Annotated in this window: 18 protein-coding genes; 9 read left to right on the top strand and 9 right to left on the bottom strand. The window is 44.9% G+C overall.

Annotated features, from left to right (window positions below):
• Positions 1–6 precede the first annotated feature (6 nt).
• Positions 7–1,326 carry a urate hydroxylase PuuD gene (locus tag IHV80_RS24700; protein WP_192891398.1) on the top strand — a complete coding sequence of 440 codons (1,320 nt, stop codon included), beginning with the start codon at positions 7–9 and terminating at the stop codon, positions 1,324–1,326.
• Positions 1,327–1,541: 215 nt separating this feature from the next.
• Here the strand turns inward: IHV80_RS24700 and IHV80_RS24695 are convergent, their stop codons facing one another.
• The gene (locus IHV80_RS24695) at positions 1,542–1,988 is read right to left on the bottom strand and encodes a TetR/AcrR family transcriptional regulator (protein ID WP_192891397.1); all 447 of its coding nucleotides are present in this window, start codon (positions 1,986–1,988) and stop codon (positions 1,542–1,544) included.
• A gap of 868 nt (positions 1,989–2,856) precedes the next feature.
• On the opposite strand from IHV80_RS24695, the gene IHV80_RS24690 reads away from it, so the two are divergent.
• The 3 genes from IHV80_RS24690 to IHV80_RS24680 all read left to right on the top strand — a co-directional run bounded on the left by IHV80_RS24690 (position 2,857) and on the right by IHV80_RS24680 (position 5,061).
• Positions 2,857–3,324, top strand: coding sequence for a metal ABC transporter ATP-binding protein (locus IHV80_RS24690; protein WP_192891396.1), 468 nt, complete (start codon positions 2,857–2,859; stop codon positions 3,322–3,324).
• A 224-nt stretch (positions 3,325–3,548) separates the two neighbouring features.
• Entirely contained in the window at positions 3,549–4,145 is a 597-nt protein-coding gene (locus tag IHV80_RS24685; protein ID WP_192891395.1) for a DJ-1/PfpI family protein, read from the top strand.
• A gap of 394 nt (positions 4,146–4,539) precedes the next feature.
• The gene (locus IHV80_RS24680; protein WP_192891394.1) at positions 4,540–5,061 is read left to right on the top strand and encodes a hypothetical protein; all 522 of its coding nucleotides are present in this window, start codon (positions 4,540–4,542) and stop codon (positions 5,059–5,061) included.
• A gap of 69 nt (positions 5,062–5,130) precedes the next feature.
• Here IHV80_RS24680 and IHV80_RS24675 read toward each other — a convergent pair whose 3' ends face one another.
• On the bottom strand, positions 5,131–6,114 hold the full coding sequence (locus IHV80_RS24675) for a zinc-binding dehydrogenase (RefSeq protein ID WP_192891393.1): 984 nt from the start codon (positions 6,112–6,114) through the stop codon (positions 5,131–5,133).
• 119 nt (positions 6,115–6,233) lie between these two features.
• Between IHV80_RS24675 and IHV80_RS24670 the strand changes: the two genes are divergently transcribed.
• The 5 genes from IHV80_RS24670 (at position 6,234) to IHV80_RS24650 (ending at position 9,301) form a co-directional block, all read left to right on the top strand.
• A complete protein-coding gene (locus IHV80_RS24670) occupies positions 6,234–7,100 on the top strand; it encodes a LysR family transcriptional regulator (protein ID WP_192891392.1) in 867 nt (288 codons plus the stop codon).
• Positions 7,101–7,230: 130 nt separating this feature from the next.
• Entirely contained in the window at positions 7,231–7,626 is a 396-nt protein-coding gene (locus IHV80_RS24665; RefSeq protein WP_192891391.1) for a RidA family protein, read from the top strand.
• A 104-nt stretch (positions 7,627–7,730) separates the two neighbouring features.
• Positions 7,731–8,273 (top strand): MAPEG family protein, encoded by a 543-nt coding sequence (locus IHV80_RS24660; RefSeq protein WP_226088550.1) that lies wholly within the window; start codon positions 7,731–7,733, stop codon positions 8,271–8,273.
• Between the two features lie 123 nt (positions 8,274–8,396).
• On the top strand, positions 8,397–8,705 hold the full coding sequence (locus IHV80_RS24655) for a hypothetical protein (RefSeq protein WP_192891390.1): 309 nt from the start codon (positions 8,397–8,399) through the stop codon (positions 8,703–8,705).
• 176 nt (positions 8,706–8,881) lie between these two features.
• Positions 8,882–9,301, top strand: coding sequence for a nuclear transport factor 2 family protein (locus tag IHV80_RS24650; protein ID WP_192891389.1), 420 nt, complete (start codon positions 8,882–8,884; stop codon positions 9,299–9,301).
• Positions 9,302–9,318: 17 nt separating this feature from the next.
• Here the strand turns inward: IHV80_RS24650 and IHV80_RS24645 are convergent, their stop codons facing one another.
• The 7 genes from IHV80_RS24645 to IHV80_RS24615 all read right to left on the bottom strand — a co-directional run bounded on the left by IHV80_RS24645 (position 9,319) and on the right by IHV80_RS24615 (position 18,729).
• Complete coding sequence (locus tag IHV80_RS24645) at positions 9,319–10,200, bottom strand: AEC family transporter (protein ID WP_192891388.1); 882 nt, start codon at positions 10,198–10,200, stop codon at positions 9,319–9,321.
• Between the two features lie 265 nt (positions 10,201–10,465).
• Positions 10,466–11,800, bottom strand: coding sequence for a guanine deaminase (gene guaD, locus IHV80_RS24640; protein ID WP_192891387.1), 1,335 nt, complete (start codon positions 11,798–11,800; stop codon positions 10,466–10,468).
• 59 nt (positions 11,801–11,859) lie between these two features.
• A complete protein-coding gene (xdhC, locus tag IHV80_RS24635) occupies positions 11,860–12,741 on the bottom strand; it encodes a xanthine dehydrogenase accessory protein XdhC (protein ID WP_192891386.1) in 882 nt (293 codons plus the stop codon).
• Positions 12,742–12,808: 67 nt separating this feature from the next.
• Entirely contained in the window at positions 12,809–15,199 is a 2,391-nt protein-coding gene (gene xdhB / locus IHV80_RS24630) for a xanthine dehydrogenase molybdopterin binding subunit (RefSeq protein ID WP_192891385.1), read from the bottom strand.
• On the bottom strand, positions 15,192–16,580 hold the full coding sequence (xdhA, locus tag IHV80_RS24625) for a xanthine dehydrogenase small subunit (protein ID WP_239719108.1): 1,389 nt from the start codon (positions 16,578–16,580) through the stop codon (positions 15,192–15,194). Before xdhA ends, xdhB begins: the two co-directional genes overlap by 8 nt.
• A gap of 533 nt (positions 16,581–17,113) precedes the next feature.
• Positions 17,114–17,848: a GntR family transcriptional regulator gene (locus IHV80_RS24620; RefSeq protein WP_192891383.1), complete on the bottom strand. Its 735-nt coding sequence runs from the start codon at positions 17,846–17,848 to the stop codon at positions 17,114–17,116.
• A 194-nt stretch (positions 17,849–18,042) separates the two neighbouring features.
• The gene (locus IHV80_RS24615; protein WP_192891382.1) at positions 18,043–18,729 is read right to left on the bottom strand and encodes a DNA-3-methyladenine glycosylase I; all 687 of its coding nucleotides are present in this window, start codon (positions 18,727–18,729) and stop codon (positions 18,043–18,045) included.
• Between the last annotated feature and the right edge of the window lie 44 nt (positions 18,730–18,773).

The following is an 18,773-nucleotide window of genomic DNA, read 5'->3' as shown; positions in this document are numbered from 1 at the left end:
TTTATTATGGATCCGCATATTACAGAGTGGTTGAACTTAGCAATACGCTGGGCTCACATGATTGTTGGTGTTGCGTGGATAGGCGCATCATTTTACTTTGTTTGGTTAGAGAACAACCTTAACCGAGTAAACCCAAAAACGGGCCTTTCTGGCGACTTATGGGCAATTCACGGTGGTGGTATTTATCACCTGGAAAAATACAAACTTGCACCGCCAGAGATGCCGGAGCACCTGCACTGGTTCAAATGGGAAGCTTACTTCACGTGGATCACCGGTGTGTGTCTACTGGGTGTGGTTTACTACCTTAACGCTGAGATTTACCTGATTGCACCGGGCTCTGGTCTTGATTCAACCACTGCAATTGCGATTGGTATTGGTTCATTCGTTGCCGGTTGGTTTATCTACGACCTACTGTGTGACTCACCATTAGGTAAAACCCCAGTGTTGCTTGGCGTTGTGCTGTTTGTGCTGCTCGTCGCTGCGACATATGGCCTAACTCAAGTGTTCAGTGGCCGTGGTGCTTACATTCATGTGGGTGCAATCATTGGTACCATCATGGTGGGTAACGTATTCCGAGTTATCATGCCTGCACAACGTAATTTAGTGAAAGCGATTGAAGAGAAGCGCGAACCGGATCCGGCATTGCCAGCGAAAGGTCTACTGCGTTCTCGTCACAACAACTACATGACACTGCCAGTGTTGTTCATCATGATCAGTAACCACTTCCCAAGCACTTATGGCTCGGAATACAACTGGCTGATTCTTGCTGGCCTAGCGATCTTCAGTATCTTGGTGCGTCACTATTTCAACACCCGTCACGGTAGTCAGAAATTTGCATGGACAGTACCAGTCGCGGCATTGGGTATGATCACTCTTGCGTTTGTGACTTCACCTTACGCGAAAAAACAGATGACCCCAGTTGTACAGGCGCAAGTCGTTCAAGAAGTGCAAGTAAGCGCGACTGAATCGACGGTAGAAGAGGCTGCTTCAATCGATACTGCTTCAACTACAACTGATGCTCCAGCTTTACCAGCAGACCACGCAGCTCAAACCGCTAGCGCAGGAGTCAGCTTTGAAACCATCAACAAGGTCATTCAAGAGCGCTGTTCTGTGTGTCACTCTTCAACCCCTAGTCACGCCGCTTTTGCTGCTGCGCCTGCGGGTGTAATGTTTGATACGCCAGAAGAGATCAAAGCCAACGTCCCAAGGATTGTTGCTCAAACCGTAACAACCAAGGTGATGCCGCTCGGCAACATGACTCAAATGACCGACGAAGAACGCGCACTCATCGGCACTTGGGTAGAGCAAGGCGCTACGCTTCAATAATGATGCGAATCCTTTACCTAAGAGCATGAGTCTTAGGTGAGGCTTGGGGAGAGTTTGGTTTACGGGCACGCACCAAACTCCTCCCACCCTGTTTCCCCGGTTCCTATAACCGGGGCTTTTTGTTTTTGGGGTAATTTTGTTTACGGGCAATCAGGTGCAGGAAAGTGGAAACCGAGTGCTTTATTGATTAAATCTGCAGAATGAGGGAAGGTGAATTAAGCTGATTGGTGAGGTTGAATATTACAAACTGCATAGCCGATACAATGGTAGATGCAGTCGAGCACTTCTTGTTCTTCACCTTGGATCTTAGCTTGCAGCCCTTTGATGCCTTTCTCGGTTGGCATAATCGGGCCAAATGCCACAATTGCTGCTACAAAGCTAGGTTCGTTATCAATGGCTTTTTGCCATGTTTTTGAAAAGGCACTGGTTGATTCATAGCTTAAGTGCTCATTGATAATCTTTGCAAACAGAGGCTCGAGTTCTTTGGCAATATCGGCTTTTCTGTCGAAGTGGGCGTTAATCCCTGATTTAGACACGCCAGCTTTTTTTGCGATATAAGCAAAGGTTGCCTTGTCGAAACCTTCATGCAGTGCAATATCAAATGCAGCATCGATAATTTTCTGTCGTGTAATAATCGCTTGTGCAGCGCTTGCTCTTCCCACTCTTGCCTCCGAATGTTGGATGATGGTTGTTTTTATGTGCCATCGATAATAAGCAGTAACAGGCCGTAGAATAAAGGCACAAAGCTTGCGATACAATCGCTCGTTAAGTCACTGAATATCAATGGGCTCAAACATGCCTCATCGAGATCATGCTATTGAAATTATACATTTAGCACATAGAATAGGGGTTGTTAACCTTTATTTTTTGAAAGGGGTGACTCTATATTCAAATTTAGGAATCCAACTCCAATAGAGTTGAGCGGCTATTCTGACTTTTGGTTACGAAGTAGCTTGACGATAAGTTTGACTAAACGTAGACTTTGAAAATAAAGGGCGACGACCTTTATTTGGAGGGTGTAACAACAGTTCGTTGGCTTTGGCTAATAAATAATTAGCGATAAAACAAAAACCACGATCAAATAAAGGGTGTTGACCTTTAAAGTATCATTAAATATTAGTGTGTTATTGAAGGTGTTGGAGTCAACAAGGCTTATTTCTGGAGAGAGTGATGGGAGAAGAAGTGGAACCAATTTACGTTTTTCTTTGTATTAGCAGCATCGTGATGAGTGTTCTATGCATTGTCGCTGCATTTCTGATTTATCGAATGATCAAGCAGAACATTGACGATCGATGATGACTCTCTCTGATTGTATATTTAACAGAGTAAGACACGATATTTCAACAACCATTTGCCAATCCCTCAACTAGGACATCAGCTTTAGATGAGGTTTCGGGGGAGTTTGGTCGCAGGCATACGTCAGACTCATTTTCCCCATCTTCCCCCCGGCTCCTATCGCCGGGGATTTTTTATGCATTTACTCAGAGCGCAGGTCTCGGAAGACAACACATCCACCTTATAGAAGCTACGATGAAAAAATTAGTTATTACCACTTTCACTATATCGCTATTGTCTGGATGTGCGACTCCGCCACAGCAATTAGCAGCACAGCATGTAAGCCCCTTACAATATGAAAATTTTAATTGTGAACAAGTTGACCGTAGTTACTCTGACGTTATACAACGGCAGGATGTGCTAGAAATAGAGCTTCAAACCTTGGCAGAAAATGATGCACTTCAGATGACATTCGGTATGCTTTTGTTTTGGCCTACTCTCTTTTTCCTTGAGGGAGGTGATGGCTCTCAGGCTACCGAGTATACCCGGCTCAAAGGTGAGGCATATGCACTTAAATTTGCTTCTATAGAGAAGAAATGCCCTGACTTCACAATTAATAAAGTGGAAGAGCAAGTAAATCAATCTTTAGAAAAGGAAAAGCCGAGAGGTAAAACGAAACGGGTTCGTTGCGGGATGTACTCTACTTGTGAAGTGGAAATTTAACATTGACGGTAGCAACTGAAATGATTCCGTAAAAGTTTAGCCATTCATTGCATGTTAAGGAAATTATGCATCGATATACCAATGCATGCTGCCTTCTACACTTCTGAGTTTGAGCCAAAAAAAATCGCTCTATAATGGTGCGATATGGTTGTGTATGCGCTGAACTACCGTGTAGAAAATAGTTGCTAAAACTGGTTTTATTAAGACAGAGATAAAGGATAAATATGGATATTGCCGTACTAACATTTGATGGATTCAACGAGCTAGATTCTTTCATCGCATCGGGTATTTTGAATCGAATGAAAGAGTTTGGCTGGAATGTGCAGATTACTAGCCCCACAGAATCAGTGACTTCAATGAATGGAGTCACAATTCAATCTCAGCAACCTCTGGAGTTTGCCAATACTGCTGATGCGGTGTTGTTTGGTAGTGGCATGCTGACCCGCGATATCGCCAAAGATGCTAAATTACTCTCAAGATTGAACCTCAATCCACAAACACAATTGATTGGCGGTCAATGTTCAGGGACTTTGTTAATGTCGGTATTGAGATTGCTGAATCAAGTTCCAGCCTGTACTGATTTAACAACGAAACCATGGGTAATTGAATCGGGTGTGACTGTGTTGGATCAGCCGTTTTATGCGGAAGGTAACATTGCTACAGCGGGTGGCTGTTTGTCGTCTAAATACCTAGCAGCATGGGTTATCAGTAAGCTCGCAGATCGAGCACATGCCGAAGCTGCCATTCACTATGTTGCGCCTGTCGGCGAGAAAGAAGAGTCAGTTAATCATTGCATGTCGATAGTAAGCACTTACGTTTAAAATTATTCATTACGTGCGCAGTCCTGTATAAGATACTTAATATGAATCTCTACCCAAGGCATTTTCTGTTCCAAATTGACTTTAATTGGGACTGTCATTTGTTTCTGAGTTAGGAGGGGCGTATCCAACGTGTTCATTTTAGAGCGATTCCCTTCGCTTACTTCAATTCTTGGTGCTGTTTTTACTTTCCCCTTACACTCTTTTCTAATATCGCTCTTAGTATCAAATCACTCCTTGTTTTAATGGCAAGCAACTCATTATGAAGAACTTTTTTGATAGCGAACTCATGCTCTCTAGCTCCTTGAATTTCGTTTTGCTATCGCTTGGGCTAACGCTCCTTTTACACCTTCCCATTTGGTGTGGGTTCAACTTGAGCCGACGTAAATGGAAACTGATGGACTATTTGTGGCCATTATTGGCAGGGATCGGGATGCTCGGTGCAGTATCTGAGATTCGTGCGAAAGTGGCGGGTGATTGGGTTGAAACAGAACAAACCAGAGCAGTGGTGATTCTAGAATCGGTTCAGCAGTTTTCTTTGGATAAGCTGAGAAGTGATATCTGCACAGGTCAACCATCTTTAGATAACCAGGCTCAGCATCATGAAGCGTGTTTGTGGTATTTGAGCACCGCAATGACGTTCAAAGATGTTGATTTCACCTTATTACCCAACGCATCGGATTTTACGGTTCCTGCGCCTAGTGTATCGCTTGTTGAAAGTGATGCGGTGTGGGTGGATGGTATGCTGAGTCAGTATGAGAAGCAGAAAAACCAATACATAAGAACCAGAGAAGCGCAGGTGAAGCAACCGTTAGAAAGTATCTTCTGGTATGTGAGTCCTTACTTAGTCTGTTTCGCAATAGCGCTGCGCCTTACTAAAGTAACGGCAGAGCTTAAACTGGATAAGTGCGTAAAGTGAGGTAAGAATATTGGTCACTACATCGATATGCAGTGACCATGTTGTTGGTATTATGGGTATCGATAGGCATTAATCCATTTCAACAATGAGTTTACCGTTAGCTTGGTTGGCATCCATTAGCGAGTGAGCCTTTTTGGTATCTTCATATTTAAATACCTGAGAAATAATCGATGGCATTTTTCCGTCGAGTATTTGGTCCGCAACCCAGTCAAGCGGTGACTCTTCTAGTGGTAGTTCGTTACCTAGCATTCCACTTTGGAAAAAGCTTAGTTTTACTGAGCTTGGTAAGTCTGACATTAAACCAAAGTTCTCAATCACAGGTGCGCCGCCAAGAAGGCCGACTACAGTGACTTCACCCCATGGTCTAATCGCTTTCATTGTATCAACAACGGTTGATGCACCAACAACTTCCAGGGCTTTATCGACACCTTCAGGAAGAATAGCTCGTACTTTGTCACCTACATGACCATCATCGATAAGAACGTTATCTGCCCCCATGGACTTCAAGAACTCAACCTTATCTTCACTGCGTGTTGTTGCGAAGATGGTTAAGCCTTTTGCTTTAGCATAAGTGATGGCTGCTAAGCCAACTGCTGACGTTGCCCCTCTAACTAATAACGTTTCACCTGATTGAATGTTTAGCGTTTTGTCCAATGCACCCCATACCGTTGAGTAAAGCTCTGGTAATGAAGCGAGAGTGGTAAAATCAATATCACTATTAATTTTTTTCACGTTGGTTTTGTTTACGGCAATGATTTCTGCATAACCACCGTGGCGAGCAAACATCATTCCGCCCATTGCTGTAACAACCTTGTCCCCTTTCTGATACGTACCTGATGGGTCGAAGATAACTTCGCCAGCAGCTTCAATACCCAGTGCCAATTCAGGGTTTAGTTGACCAAAGTGGCCTGCTCGGTAATAAGTTTCTGCTTTATTGAGGCCAAATGCTTTTACTTTAATTTTGACTTCATTTTCTTGTGTTTCTGGTTCATTAATATCAATCAGAGTAAGAACTTCTGGAGAACCTGCTTGTGCTGCGATAATAGCTTTCATAATTTTATTCCTATGTTTTTTCGTTAAATCTCGTGTTGAGAACTGCAGTATCAAGCAAACCAAAAAGAACAACAATATGGTAAAATTACAATGGACTATCCCATATTTGGAATTATTGTATGAAAGATCTAAGTCTTAATGGAGCACGAATTTTCGTTGCGGTTGTGGACAAGGGCTCTTTTACAGCTGCAGCTAAAGAGCTCAATGTTCCACTCACGACAGTAAGTAGAAAAGTCTCAGAGTTGGAAGAAGAACTAGGCATTCGTTTATTGGAAAGGACAACGAGAAAACAGAGATCAACAGAAGCTGGCGACATCTTATATAACTCTTTTGTTCGTGCATTCAATGAGATTAATAACGGCCTTGAGACTTTATCTGACAATGAACAAGCCATAAGAGGGCGGATTAAAATATCTATTCCTCCCTCTTTTCATATTGTGTGGCCATTGTTACAAGCTTTCAAAGAGGCTTATCCAAACATTGAAATTGATACTGTAGTGACGACAGAAAAGTTAGATTTAATTTCAAATGGGATTGATGTTGCCTTTCGTGTTGGGAGCATTAACAACTTATCGCATGTAGTTCGCCGTTTAACTTCTTATCGTCATAAGCTGGTTTCTTCTCCTGAGATGGATCCAATCGCTAAGCCATCGGAGCTTTATCATAAATCTTGTATTGCATGGGGTTATCCGGGAGAAAGTATTGTCTGGAGCTTAGGAGATGAAAAAATAAAAATTGAGCCGAAAGAGGTATGTAATGACTATTCTCAACTTAAGTATAGTGTTTTAAATGGTCAGTACGTTACGGAACTGCCGCCATTCTTATGTGAATGTGAGATTAAAAGAGGGGAGTTAATCGAGGTTTTACCTGACTTCCCTATGCCTTTATTCGAAATCAGTTTGCTTTACCCTTCCAGAAAGCAGCTTCCGCGTTTAACTCGGTTGTTCATTGATCATAGTGTTCAGTATTTTAACGAAAAAGCCTGACTATAGAGAATTCAATTGAGAGGTGATGGCGTTAACATCAGAGCATTGGCACCTGCCATAAGCTAGAGAGTCCTATGGCTAGTAGACATGCTCAGAAGTTACAACTACGGTTTTAACTAAGAGGTGATTTATGACAAGACAATTGATTGCAAGCACAAGTCCTTACGCTCCGGTTATCGGTTTTTCTCGGGCAGTGAGAGTGGGTAACCATATTTCAGTTGGCGGCACTGCGCCTATCGATGAGTACGGGATGACGGTAGGTGTTGGAGACCCCGCAGCGCAAACTCAACAGTGTATTGAGACCATTAAAGCGGCGCTTGAAAGTGCAGGTAGCGGCTTAGGTGATGTGGTAAGAACTCGGATAATGTTGACCAACATTAACGATTGGTCAGAGGTGGCGAAAGTGAGAGGCCGTTATTTCAGAGATATCTTGCCTGTTGATACCGTGGTTGAAGTCAGTCGCTTCATCAACCCTGAATGGCTTCTTGAAATCGAAGCTGAGGCGATTGTGAGTCAAGACAAGTAACTAGAGGATTCAATAACGGTTCTTTGTATGGAATACACCTAGAGGTCACAGCTTAACCGCCCTAGTTACCGTATTTTTAAATGGTGTGAATTTGGTTTGAGGGAATGATGAAATTATCGAATAAACAAAGTGGTGTTTTAAAAGGAATGGTCTCAGCTATGCTGACTTCAGTCGTCGTCATCGCAGTTGCGGTTGTATTCGACCCCTTCAATTACTCAGAAATTAGCCAAGTATCAGAACGACTTACTGTTTTAGCGCTGTCCTTACTATTTCCAGTTCTATTTTTAATTGCATCAATTGGTCGGCTCGCCAAGTTCCGTTTTTTTAGCCCGGAAGACATTGATGGCAGTGGTCTAACGTCTGGCACAAACGAAGCGATGATTTTACAGAGCTTACTCCAAAACACGTTAGAACAACTTGTGATTGCGCTTGGTGTGTATACGGCTTGGAGTTTATTAATGCCAGCTTCATGGTTATCGGTCGTGCCATTATGCTCGATGTTGTTTGCCATTGGGCGAATTTTCTTTTTTAAGGGGTACAAACAAGGTGCTCCAGCCAGAGCCTTCGGTTTTGCTCTGACATTTTATTCCACCGTATTAATGTTCTTAGTGCTGATCGCCTATCAACTTCTAGCGCTCATAAGTTAGTTCTCAGGCTTGGTCGTTATCATGCAAGATAGGCGATGTAATGCCGTCTAATTAAAAACACTGTTCAATAGTTCAAGTGTTAGATATCATTCTGCTCAATTTTATAAACAGTAGGGTGTGAGTATGATAAAGCTAGGGGTACCTTTACTCGTTTTGTTCTCGGGCGGCGTATTTGGCGTGAATGAACCTGTGTTTTTAGGGCACGGAAAACAATATGAGATACCGACACCGAGTTTTTCTGAAAGGCAATGTGGAAGTATCATTTGTAAAGAGAGAGCTGCGATACAAACTGTACCGTCAATCGGTGACATACCTGAAAGAGAGCCGAATGATACTTTGGATACGATTGGTAGTGCTATCTACTTTATTGGTGAGCTTGGGTTTGCAGAGAACCTCAACGAACCTAACTATCGCGTTTACCCTTCAAACTAAGTTTAAAACACCTTCCATCTAGTGGCGGTTAAGTCCGTCATTTTTGTTTTCCCTTCCGGCTCTCTTCGCGAAAACTCCTCTTTTCTGATGATATTACAGTGTAAGTGACAGCCTTGATTCGGATCGAATGCTTTTAAAGCGGTGGTCTACACTTCATGGTAACCAAGGAGTGCACCATGAAAGATCTCAATGACATTATGGCTACGTTAAATAATTACGCAGACGCGTATTGTGCAAAGGATATTGAAGCACTGATGCGTGTATTTGATGTGAATGGCCACATTTCAGTGATAGGGACGGGCGAAGATGAGTTGTGTTCAGGTGCAGAATCAGTAAAGCAGCTATTTCTGAGAAATTTTTCTGAAGCCACAGCGATAAGATTTGAATGGGGTTGGTCAGATACTGTGATATCGGGTAATCATGCTGTGGTTTCACAGTGTTTAACGATCCATTTGAATGCGGGTGGATCGTTTTTGTCTATCCCTGTTCGTTGGAGCGTGATGCTAAAGAAAACGGACCGCTGGGTGTGGCTGCACAGACATGCTTCATCGGCCGCGACTTCTCAGGGGGAAGGGCAGGCTTATCCGACTCGATAGTAAAAGGTTTACGGCCTTCAGGTCGACAAAGACAACGCAAATGATAGCAATATCGGCAGCGTTACCACGCTCAGGAAGTTGCCGAATAACACCATAGACGCAACCTTGGGTGGCTCTACGTTGAACCTTTCTGCAAACAGGTAATTCATCACTGCGGGTGGCAGCATGGTGAACAGCACCATCATTTGTAAGTGCAGCGTAGGCAGAGGAATAAAGAAGTAGATGATCGTAAAAGCGATGGCTCCAGTAAATAGGGATTGCGCTGTACATAACAAGCCGACCTTTAATCCGCTAAGCCTCAAGTTGACCATTTGCGAACCCAGTGACAACAGCATGATAGGGACAGCGGCTTGCCCAAGCAGTGACGTTGCTTCGTAGATTGGGTTCCACACTGCAATGCCGGATAAGTTCAGTGTCATCGCCAATGCTGCCGCTAAAAATATCGGCATCTTGAGGATCTGTTTGATTGGGTTGCCTTCGCTTAGTAGCGCCAAGCCCACACTGATATGAACACACGCCGACACCACAAACAGCAGTACCGCTGGGGCTAATGCGCTCTCGCCAAAGGTATACGTGAACAGGGGAATCGCAAGGTTACCACTGTTGCGGAACATGTGTGGTGGAGCCCAAGCCTTGAAGTTGAGCTTAAAGATCTTACAGATCGGAATCATCAACAAAGCTGGCACTAATACCGCGACCAAAGAAGCAGAGATGAGTGGCAACTGTTCGGTGTCGAGCGGCATGGTGGTCAGCGACGCAAACACCAGAGCAGGAATACAGACATCCATATTAATGCGATTGATCGGTTTGAAATCGGGCTTGAGCCAACGACCTACTGCAAAGCCAGCACTGGCGAGTGCAAAAACGGGAAACAGAATGCTGACGACCTGTTCGAACATAGAATTCCTTTCTAAGTGGAGTGTTGGTTCTGTTTTAAACGGACAAACTTCGACCTAATAGCATTTAATCTACTAACACTTAACCTATCAACATAAAGCGTCTTCGTCATGGGTGTTGAGCACACCACGAGTAATAATTTGTATTTCTTTGAATTAAGGACAAAAAAAGACCAGCGGAGTTAACGACTGGTCTTTTAAAGCTAGGGGAATCTGGACGGATTCTTTAACAACAAAGGCTACCTAGCATGTGTTCATTGTTAGCGCGCTAGCTAACGAGTTTTTTGTAATCTTTGAAGTTCACGTCGTAGGCTTTTTCACCGTAGATGTAAGTTTCGCTGACGGTTCTATCGTCACCTAAACTCATTAGCACGAACAGTCTCTCTTCAAGCTTGGTCGCTTGTTCCATTCTAAAGCGCATCAGTTGTGTCGCGTGCAGATCCAACACGACGAAATCTGCTTCTTTACCGACTTCTAGGTTACCGATCTTGTCTTCTAAATGCAGCGAGCGTGCGCCACCCAGAGTTGCTAAGAACAGTGATTTAACCGGGTGTAGTTTCTCTTGTTGAAGCTGCATGATTTTATACGCTTCGCTCATGGTTTGCAGAATTGAGAAGCTGGTACCAGCGCCAACGTCTGTCCCCATCCCAACACGAATACCGTGCTCTTCCATTTTTGGCAGCTTGAATAAGCCAGAGCCTAAAAACAGGTTTGAAGTAGGGCAGAAGGCGATTGCAGAATCGGTATCCGCTAGGCGCTTACATTCGCAGTCTGATAGGTGAATACCGTGTGCGAATACCGAACGCTTATGCAGCAAGCCATAGTGGTCATACACATCTAAATAGCTGTCGCGTTCGGGGAACAATTCTAGAACCCAGTCGATTTCTTTCTTGTTTTCAGAAAGGTGGGTGTGCATGTACACATCTGGGTATTCTTCTAATAGCTTACCAACCGTCGCCAATTGTTCTGGGGTGCTGGTTGGTGCAAAGCGAGGCGTCACAGCGTAGTGCAAGCGACCACGGTTGTGCCATTTCTCGATGAGTTCTTTTGAATCTTTATAGCCAGATTCAGGGGTATCGGTGAGGTAATCAGGCGCGTTGCGATCCATCAAAACCTTACCCGCGATCATACGTAGGTTACGTTTTTCAGCTTCTTCGAAGAACACATTGACCGACTCTTTGTGCACAGTGCCGAACACGAGTGCTGTCGTGGTACCGTTGCTGGCCAGTTCGTCTAGAAATAGCTTCGCCACTTTGTGTGCGTAGACTGGGTTTTTGAAGCGTTTTTCTTCTGGGAAGGTGTAGTTTTCCAACCAATCGAGAAGCTGCTCACCGTAAGACGCGATCATCCCTGTTTGAGGGTAGTGGATGTGCGTATCAATAAAGCCAGAGGTGATCAGCTTGTCTTTGTATTCTTTTACTTCGAGTGTTTTTGGTTGGCGAGCCAATACGTCATCCGCATGGCCTAGGTCAACGATGTGGCCGTTCTCAACCACTAAAACACCGTCTTCAAAATAGTCGTAAGACTCATCGATACCGACGTCTTTTGGGTCGGCTACGCTGTGTAAAATACTTGCGCGATAAGCTTTGCGTTGCGTTGTCATGTTTACTTCCTTTTAATGACTTCAGCGACGTTATGGCCACTGAAGCTTTGCGACTTTTATTAGGCGATCTTCTCTTCCAAAGGAGGTTCGCCTACATCGCTTGGTTGACTGTGTTGATCGGTCAAATCCTGATTTTGATATTGTTTGGTTGGACGCTTTTGTTCAAGTGCCTGGCCTTGATAATGTGCGATCAGTTCACCCGCAACCGATACCGCAATTTCGGCCGGATGTTTGCCATTCACAGCACTAATACCAATAGGGCAAACCATGGTTTCAATTTGTTCTTGGCTATAGCCACGTTGCTCTAGGCGGAAGTCGAATTTCTTGCGCTTGGTCAGCGAGCCGATCATGCCGAAGTAGCGACTGTCTTCACGGTCGATGATGGCTTTAGTTAAATCGAAATCAAGCTGGTGGTTGTGCGTCATCACAAGGTAGTAGCTGTTTGGTGGCATGTGTTTTACTTCGCCAACCGGATCGTCTGAGACCAGCTTTTTCACACCGTGAGGAAGTGTGTCAGGGAACACTTCTTCACGTTCATCAATCCAGGTCACACGGAAGGGCAGGGTTGCGACAATGTGCAGCAGAGCTTTGGCCACATGGCCAGCGCCGAACAGCACGAGGTGGTTCTGCTGAGTGCCGATCGGTTCAAAGCTTAATGTTGCCATTCCGCCACAACATTGGCCCAAACGAGCACCTAGGTTAAAGCGTTCTACTTTGAGCGATTTTTCGCTGGCAATCAGCATCTCGCGAGCCATTTTAGTGGCCACATGTTCAAGGTGACCACCACCAATCGTAGCGATGATTCGGTCACGAGTGACAAGCATCTTGGTACCCGCATCACGTGGCACTGAGCCTCTGTCTTCAAGCACTGTCACCATGACACATGGTTCGTAGTTCTCTTCCAGTTTTGCCAGTTCGTGAATCCAATTATCCTTAAACATATGTCCTCCTAAATCCCTTCTATGCTTCCTAAGCTGTTTATTACGCCCTAAGCCATATCTGTCAGCTCTAAGCCGTTTCTGATTGAGCATCGACCGAAGTCGGGGCTGTTTCAGAGACTTCCTGAATCGCCATCAGAATGCGCTCTGGCGTTGCTGGTGTGTTCAGCTTAGGAATCGCGCCATCAACGGCTACGTAGCTAATCGCATCTTTCAATGCACTCCATACCGACATACCCAACATGAAAGGTGGCTCACCCACGGCTTTCGAGTTGAATACTGTGTCTTCTGGGTTGCTACGGTTTTCCAAAAGGTGCGTTCTGAAATCAATCGGCATATCAGCAATCGCAGGGATCTTGTAACTTGCAGGGCCATTGGTCATTAAGCGACCTTGTTGGTTCCATACCAGTTCTTCGGTCGTCAACCAGCCAACACCTTGCACAAAGCCACCTTCGACTTGGCCGATATCAATCGCTGGGTTCAACGAAGCCCCCACGTCATGCAGAATATCGACACGTAGAATTTTGTTTTCGCCCGTTAGGGTATCAACGATAACCTCTGAACAAGATGCGCCGTATGCGTAGTAGTAGAACGGGCGACCGCGTGCTTTCTCGTGATCGTAGAAGATCTTCGGCGTGCGGTAGAAGCCGGTGCTCGACAGCGAAATTTGGTTAAACCAAGCCAGTTCAACAAATGAGTTGAAGGTCATGATCTCATCGCGGATCTGCACCATACCGTTCTTGAAGATGACTTCTTCGGGCCACACTTTGAAGTGTGAAGAAGCAAAGTCAATCAAGCGCTGCTTAATAGTTATTGCGGCGTTTTGCGCGGCCTTACCGTTGAGGTCGGCGCCCGATGAGGCTGCGGTTGGTGATGTGTTCGGAACTTTGTCTGTGTTTGTAGCGGTGATCTGGATACGTTCGACATCGACTTGGAACTCCTGTGCAACGATTTGTGCCACTTTGATGTTCAAGCCTTGCCCCATTTCCGTACCACCGTGATTCAAATGAATACTGCCATCGGTGTAGATATGGATGAGCGCACCTGCTTGGTTCAAGAAAGTCGCAGTAAATGAGATACCGAATTTCACTGGTGTGATCGCTAGGCCTTTCTTCAAGATAGGGCTTTGCTTGTTGAACTCGGCAATTTCTTTACGACGTGCGTGGTAGTCACTGCTGCGCTCAAGCTGTTCGGTTATCTCAGGTAAAAAGTTGTCTTCAACGGTTTGGTAGTAGTGGGTCACGTTACGGCCTTCTTCGCCGTAGTAGTTTGCCTTACGTACTTCCAAAGGATCTTTTTTCAGGTAACGCGCAATCTCATCCATGATGTGTTCGATGGTCATCATGCCTTGCGGACCACCAAAGCCACGATACGCGGTGTTCGATGCTGTGTTGGTTTTGCATCGGTGACCGACCACAGTTGCATCGCCTAGGTAATAAGCGTTGTCCGAGTGGAACATCGCGCGGTCGACGATAGAGCTTGATAAGTCAGGTGAGTAGCCACAGTTACCTGCAACGGTTATATCAGCACCTTGAATCACACCATTGTCGTCAAAACCGACGGTATATTGGTTGTAGAACGGGTGGCGTTTACCTGTTTGCTGCATGTCTTCACTACGCAGCAAACGCATTTTTGTTGGTCGACCGGTTAGGCTCGCGATAACCGCTGCCATACAAGCTGGAGAGGCCGCCTGAGTCTCTTTACCACCAAAACCACCACCCATACGACGCATATCAATCACGACTTTGTGCATCGGTACACCAATCACTTCCGCAACCAGTTTTTGAACTTCGGTCGGGTTTTGGGTTGAGGTATACACGATCATGCCGCCATCTTCGGTTGGCATCACGCTACTGATTTGTGTTTCTAGGTAGAAGTGCTCTTGGCCGCCGATCTCTAGGTCGCCAGAGATCACATGTTTTGCTTTTGCCAGTGCTGCTTTTGAATCACCACGCTGTTGAGTGTGGCTTTCTGTCACGAAGTGCTCTTTCGCCAGTGCTTCTTTTACATCAAGAATGGCAGGTAGCTCTTCGTATTCAATAATGGCGGCGTGTGCGGCTTTACGTGCGGTTTCTAAATCGTTGGCAGCCACGGCAATTACTGGTTGGCCGTAATACTCTACTTTGCCATCCGCAAGTAGTGGGTCACCCGGTAGGATTGCACCGATATCCAGTTCACCCGGTACGTCTTTGGCCTGAATAGCAATCGCCACACCTTCAAACTCGTAACACGGTGATAAATCTATCTTGGTGATGTTGGCGTGTGCTTGTGTGCTCAGGCGTGCGTATACATGCAGCTGATTTGGGAACTCTAGGCGGTCATCAATGTATACCGCTTCGCCCGTTACTTGTTTGGCTGCACTGTCGTGTTTAACGCTTTTACCCACGCCAGTTTTTAGGTCTTGTTTTGCAATGGTAACCATTTCTTCGTGGGTCATCGCATGCTCGTTTGATTTAGACATAAGACGTTACCCTTGTTTCGATTTGGTTGCTTTTGTTCTGTTGTTCAATGAAGTAGCGACGCAGCATGTTAGCCGCTGACAATGAACGGTATTCTTGGCTTGCACGGAAATCCGATAGCGGCTCAAAGTCGTTATACAGTTCCTGCATCGCTAACTTAATATTAGCGTCTGTCCACGGTTTGCCTAATAACGTATTTTCACAACGCGCCGCGCGCTTAGGTGTTGCTGCCATACCGCCAAAGGCGATGCGAGCATAGGAAACCTTGCCATCTTCAATTTGAATATCAAACGCACCACAAACCGCAGAGATGTCATCGTCTAAACGTTTAGACAGTTTGTAAGCTCGGAAGCTGTCATTGGTTGGCTTTGGAATAATAATCTGTTCAATGAATTCACTCTCTTTCTGAGCAGTCACCTTGTAGCTGATGAAGTAATCTTCGATCGGCATGATGCGTGACTCATCACCGCAACGCAGTTTGATTTTCGCGTTAAGTGCAATCAGCAGAGGAGGTGTATCACCGATAGGCGAAGCATTCGCAACATTACCGCCAATGGTTCCTTGGTTACGCACTTGCAGCGAAGCAAAGCGATGCAGAAGTTCACCAAAGTCTGGGTAGTGTTTTTTCAGTAGTGAGTATGAATCGCTAATAGGCAGGTTGGCACCAATGATTAAGTCAGTGTCTGTCTCTTCACATACTTTCATGTCTTCAACAAGGTTAACGCTGATTAGTGTTTCAATCTCACGATGGAATTGAGTCACTTCCAGTGCTAAATCCGTACCGCCAGCAACCAGCTTAGCGTTCGGATGTGCTTGAAAAAGCTTGGCCAACTCATCGGTGCTTTTCGGGGAAAAAGCCGTGAGGTGACCAAGGCGTAAGTTGGCCTCAGTGTCTTGAATGCTTTCTAATTTCTTGATGGTGTTGCGTTCAAGTTCAGCAAATTGGTCTATCAAAGGTTGGTCTGTTGAAAGTGACATCGCAGCATCAACAATTGGGCGGTAGCCAGTACAGCGACATAGGTTACCCGCCAGTGATTCCATGACGTCTTCTTTGCTCGCATCGGGTTTGTTCTTACCTAGCGCAAACATCGACATGATGAAGCCCGGAGTACAGTAACCACACTGTGAACCGTGAAAATCAACCACTGCTTTTTGCACTGGGTGCAGAGAGCGGTCTTTGTTTTGCAAATCTTCTACCGTGATCAGTTGCTTACCATGCAGCGCTGATACAAACGTTAGGCAAGAATTCACCGAACGGTATTGCAGTTGCCCATCAACTACTTCACCTAGAACGACCGTACATGCGCCGCAGTCGCCTGAACCGCATCCCTCTTTTGTACCCGTCTTATTTATCTTGGTACGAAGGTAGTTGAGCACTGTCATGTTAGGTGACAGATTGTCTTCACGTCTTATTTCCTGATTGAGCAAAAAAGTAATCAAGAGACCTCCTTGTATATCGACATATTTCCATGTGTATTCTTTTTGACTTCTAGGTCAATAATTATCCATCCTGACCCTGTGGTCAACTATTTATTTACAAAAATGCAACAAAGAGGCGCTAATTGGAATTGTATACAATAAATTATCGACTCTATTTGGTTGTTTTATAAAGGGTTGTCCGAAGTATTAATTAGTTTGACAGTGTGAATGAATTGATAGCGATGTATACAAAATAACGGCAGGGTTTGTGGGGTAGGAAGGAAATGCATTATTGAGGTTAAGTTAACGGTTCAGGCCTGTTTTGATGGGACTTTAAGGATAAGTGGTATCGATTTTTGTACCGAGTTAGAGAAGGTGGGGCATAAAAAAGAGAAGTGAGCACAGGCGCTTACTTCTCTCTATTTGTTAACAGGTGGTTACTAATGTTTGTGCTGTAATGTTCTTAGCATCGCTATATCGCTATATCGTTGATACGGTTATGATTTGCTCTTGAGCAGATCAGAGAACACCACGTGTAGGTCGCTAGAAGCTGTGCTGCTGTCTAAATTGAGCTTTGAACGGATGTGGCTTAAGTGTTCTTGCATCAACTCTACCGCTTGCTCTTCATTGCCTGATTCAATCGTATCAAGTAACCCAGAGTGCTCATCTAAAGAACAGTTTGAATGATTACCTGTTTCGTATTGAGCGATCAGCAGTGAAGTTTGTGACACTAAACTGCGTTGGAAGGCGAGAAGTGGTGCGTTTTCTGCCATTTCAGCCAGTTTGATGTGGAACTCACCAGACAGTCGTAAGCCAGAGCCGTAATCACCTTGGTCAAAGGCGCAATTCTCTTTCGCTACTAATTTTCTACATTCTTCGATTTGAGCTTTGGTCGCATTTTTCACTGCAAGTTCGGTGATAGCGATTTCCATCACTTCACGCGCTTTAAATATCTGTTTGGCTTCGTCTACCGTTGGCGCAGCAATCATTGCCCCTCGGTTTGGACGGATCACCACAACTTGTTCTAAAGATAGACGTAGCAAGGCACGACGGATGATTGTACGGCTAACACCAAAGATTTCTGCTAGGGCTTCTTCACTTAATTTAGTGGCTGGTGGTAGCCTTTGTTCTAGTATTGCGTCGAAGATATGGCAGTAAACAACATCGTCTTGAGTCTGGCCTGATACTTTTGTATTTACACCTTTGGAGACAGAGTTTTTGAGAGCTGTCATAGAGATAAGGACCCTTGTTTAGTCGAGTTGGTCTGGTCGAGAGTAATTCATGAGTATTACTCTATATTGTATACATTTATCTATACAATGCCACCGCATGAAAGTGTAATACACGCTTATTTGTTAATGACTTATAACATTTAGTTTGCAGGATACTGTGTGCAATATTGAGCTTTAAGCAATTCTAGCGATAACTAGACTCGATTATCGCCGCAGCTGTATGCAACGATCTGGCTGATTTCGCTTAGGCTACGCCCAGATTGTTGCTGCCACTCATTAAAGGCTTTACCTGCCGCCAGTTGTGCTCGCTTGGTGTTACGACCGCTATCGATAACATCTGTGCTACGCAGGTGTGCTTCAACGTCAGAAGACAGGATAAAGGTGTCTTTACCCATTTGACGCAAGGTATAGGCGCCTGTATTTCCGCCCAATCGCTTGCCGTGTTTCTTCAGGTAATCCCAAAGCTCAGTAATGCGTTCTGAAGGCCAGTCGGCTACCATTTGTGAGAATGAATCGGCTTCACGCTTGGCATTGTGGATCATGGTGGCGTTAGCTGGGATGGTCATCACCTTAGTGAGGTGGCGAATAATACGCGGGTCTTGTGCTTTTTGTTCCCACATTTCATTAGGCAGCATCAGCATTTTTTCGATATTGAATTCAAAGAACACTTCTTCAAATTGCGGCCATTTCTTTCTCACTACATTCCATGAAATGCCACATTGGAAGACCTTTTCGGTAAAGGCTGCCAACCAGCGGTCGTCTGTGATTTGTGATAGATCGGCTTGTGAAAGGGGCGCACGAACAATCTTTTCGAGTTCGGCTGCGCCACCTTTACGGTGAGCTGCACGTTGGTAAATGGTGTCGAATTTTTCTTGGGTCATTGAAGGTTCCAAACTAATGCGAGTTTTTAAGATATGGGGTCAAA

This window comes from Vibrio bathopelagicus (assembly GCF_014879975.1).
In the GTDB taxonomy this organism is placed as follows: Bacteria; Pseudomonadota; Gammaproteobacteria; order Enterobacterales; family Vibrionaceae; genus Vibrio; species Vibrio bathopelagicus.
Note: the sequence above shows the minus strand (reverse complement) of the source record. Positions and strands in the feature narration are given on the sequence as shown.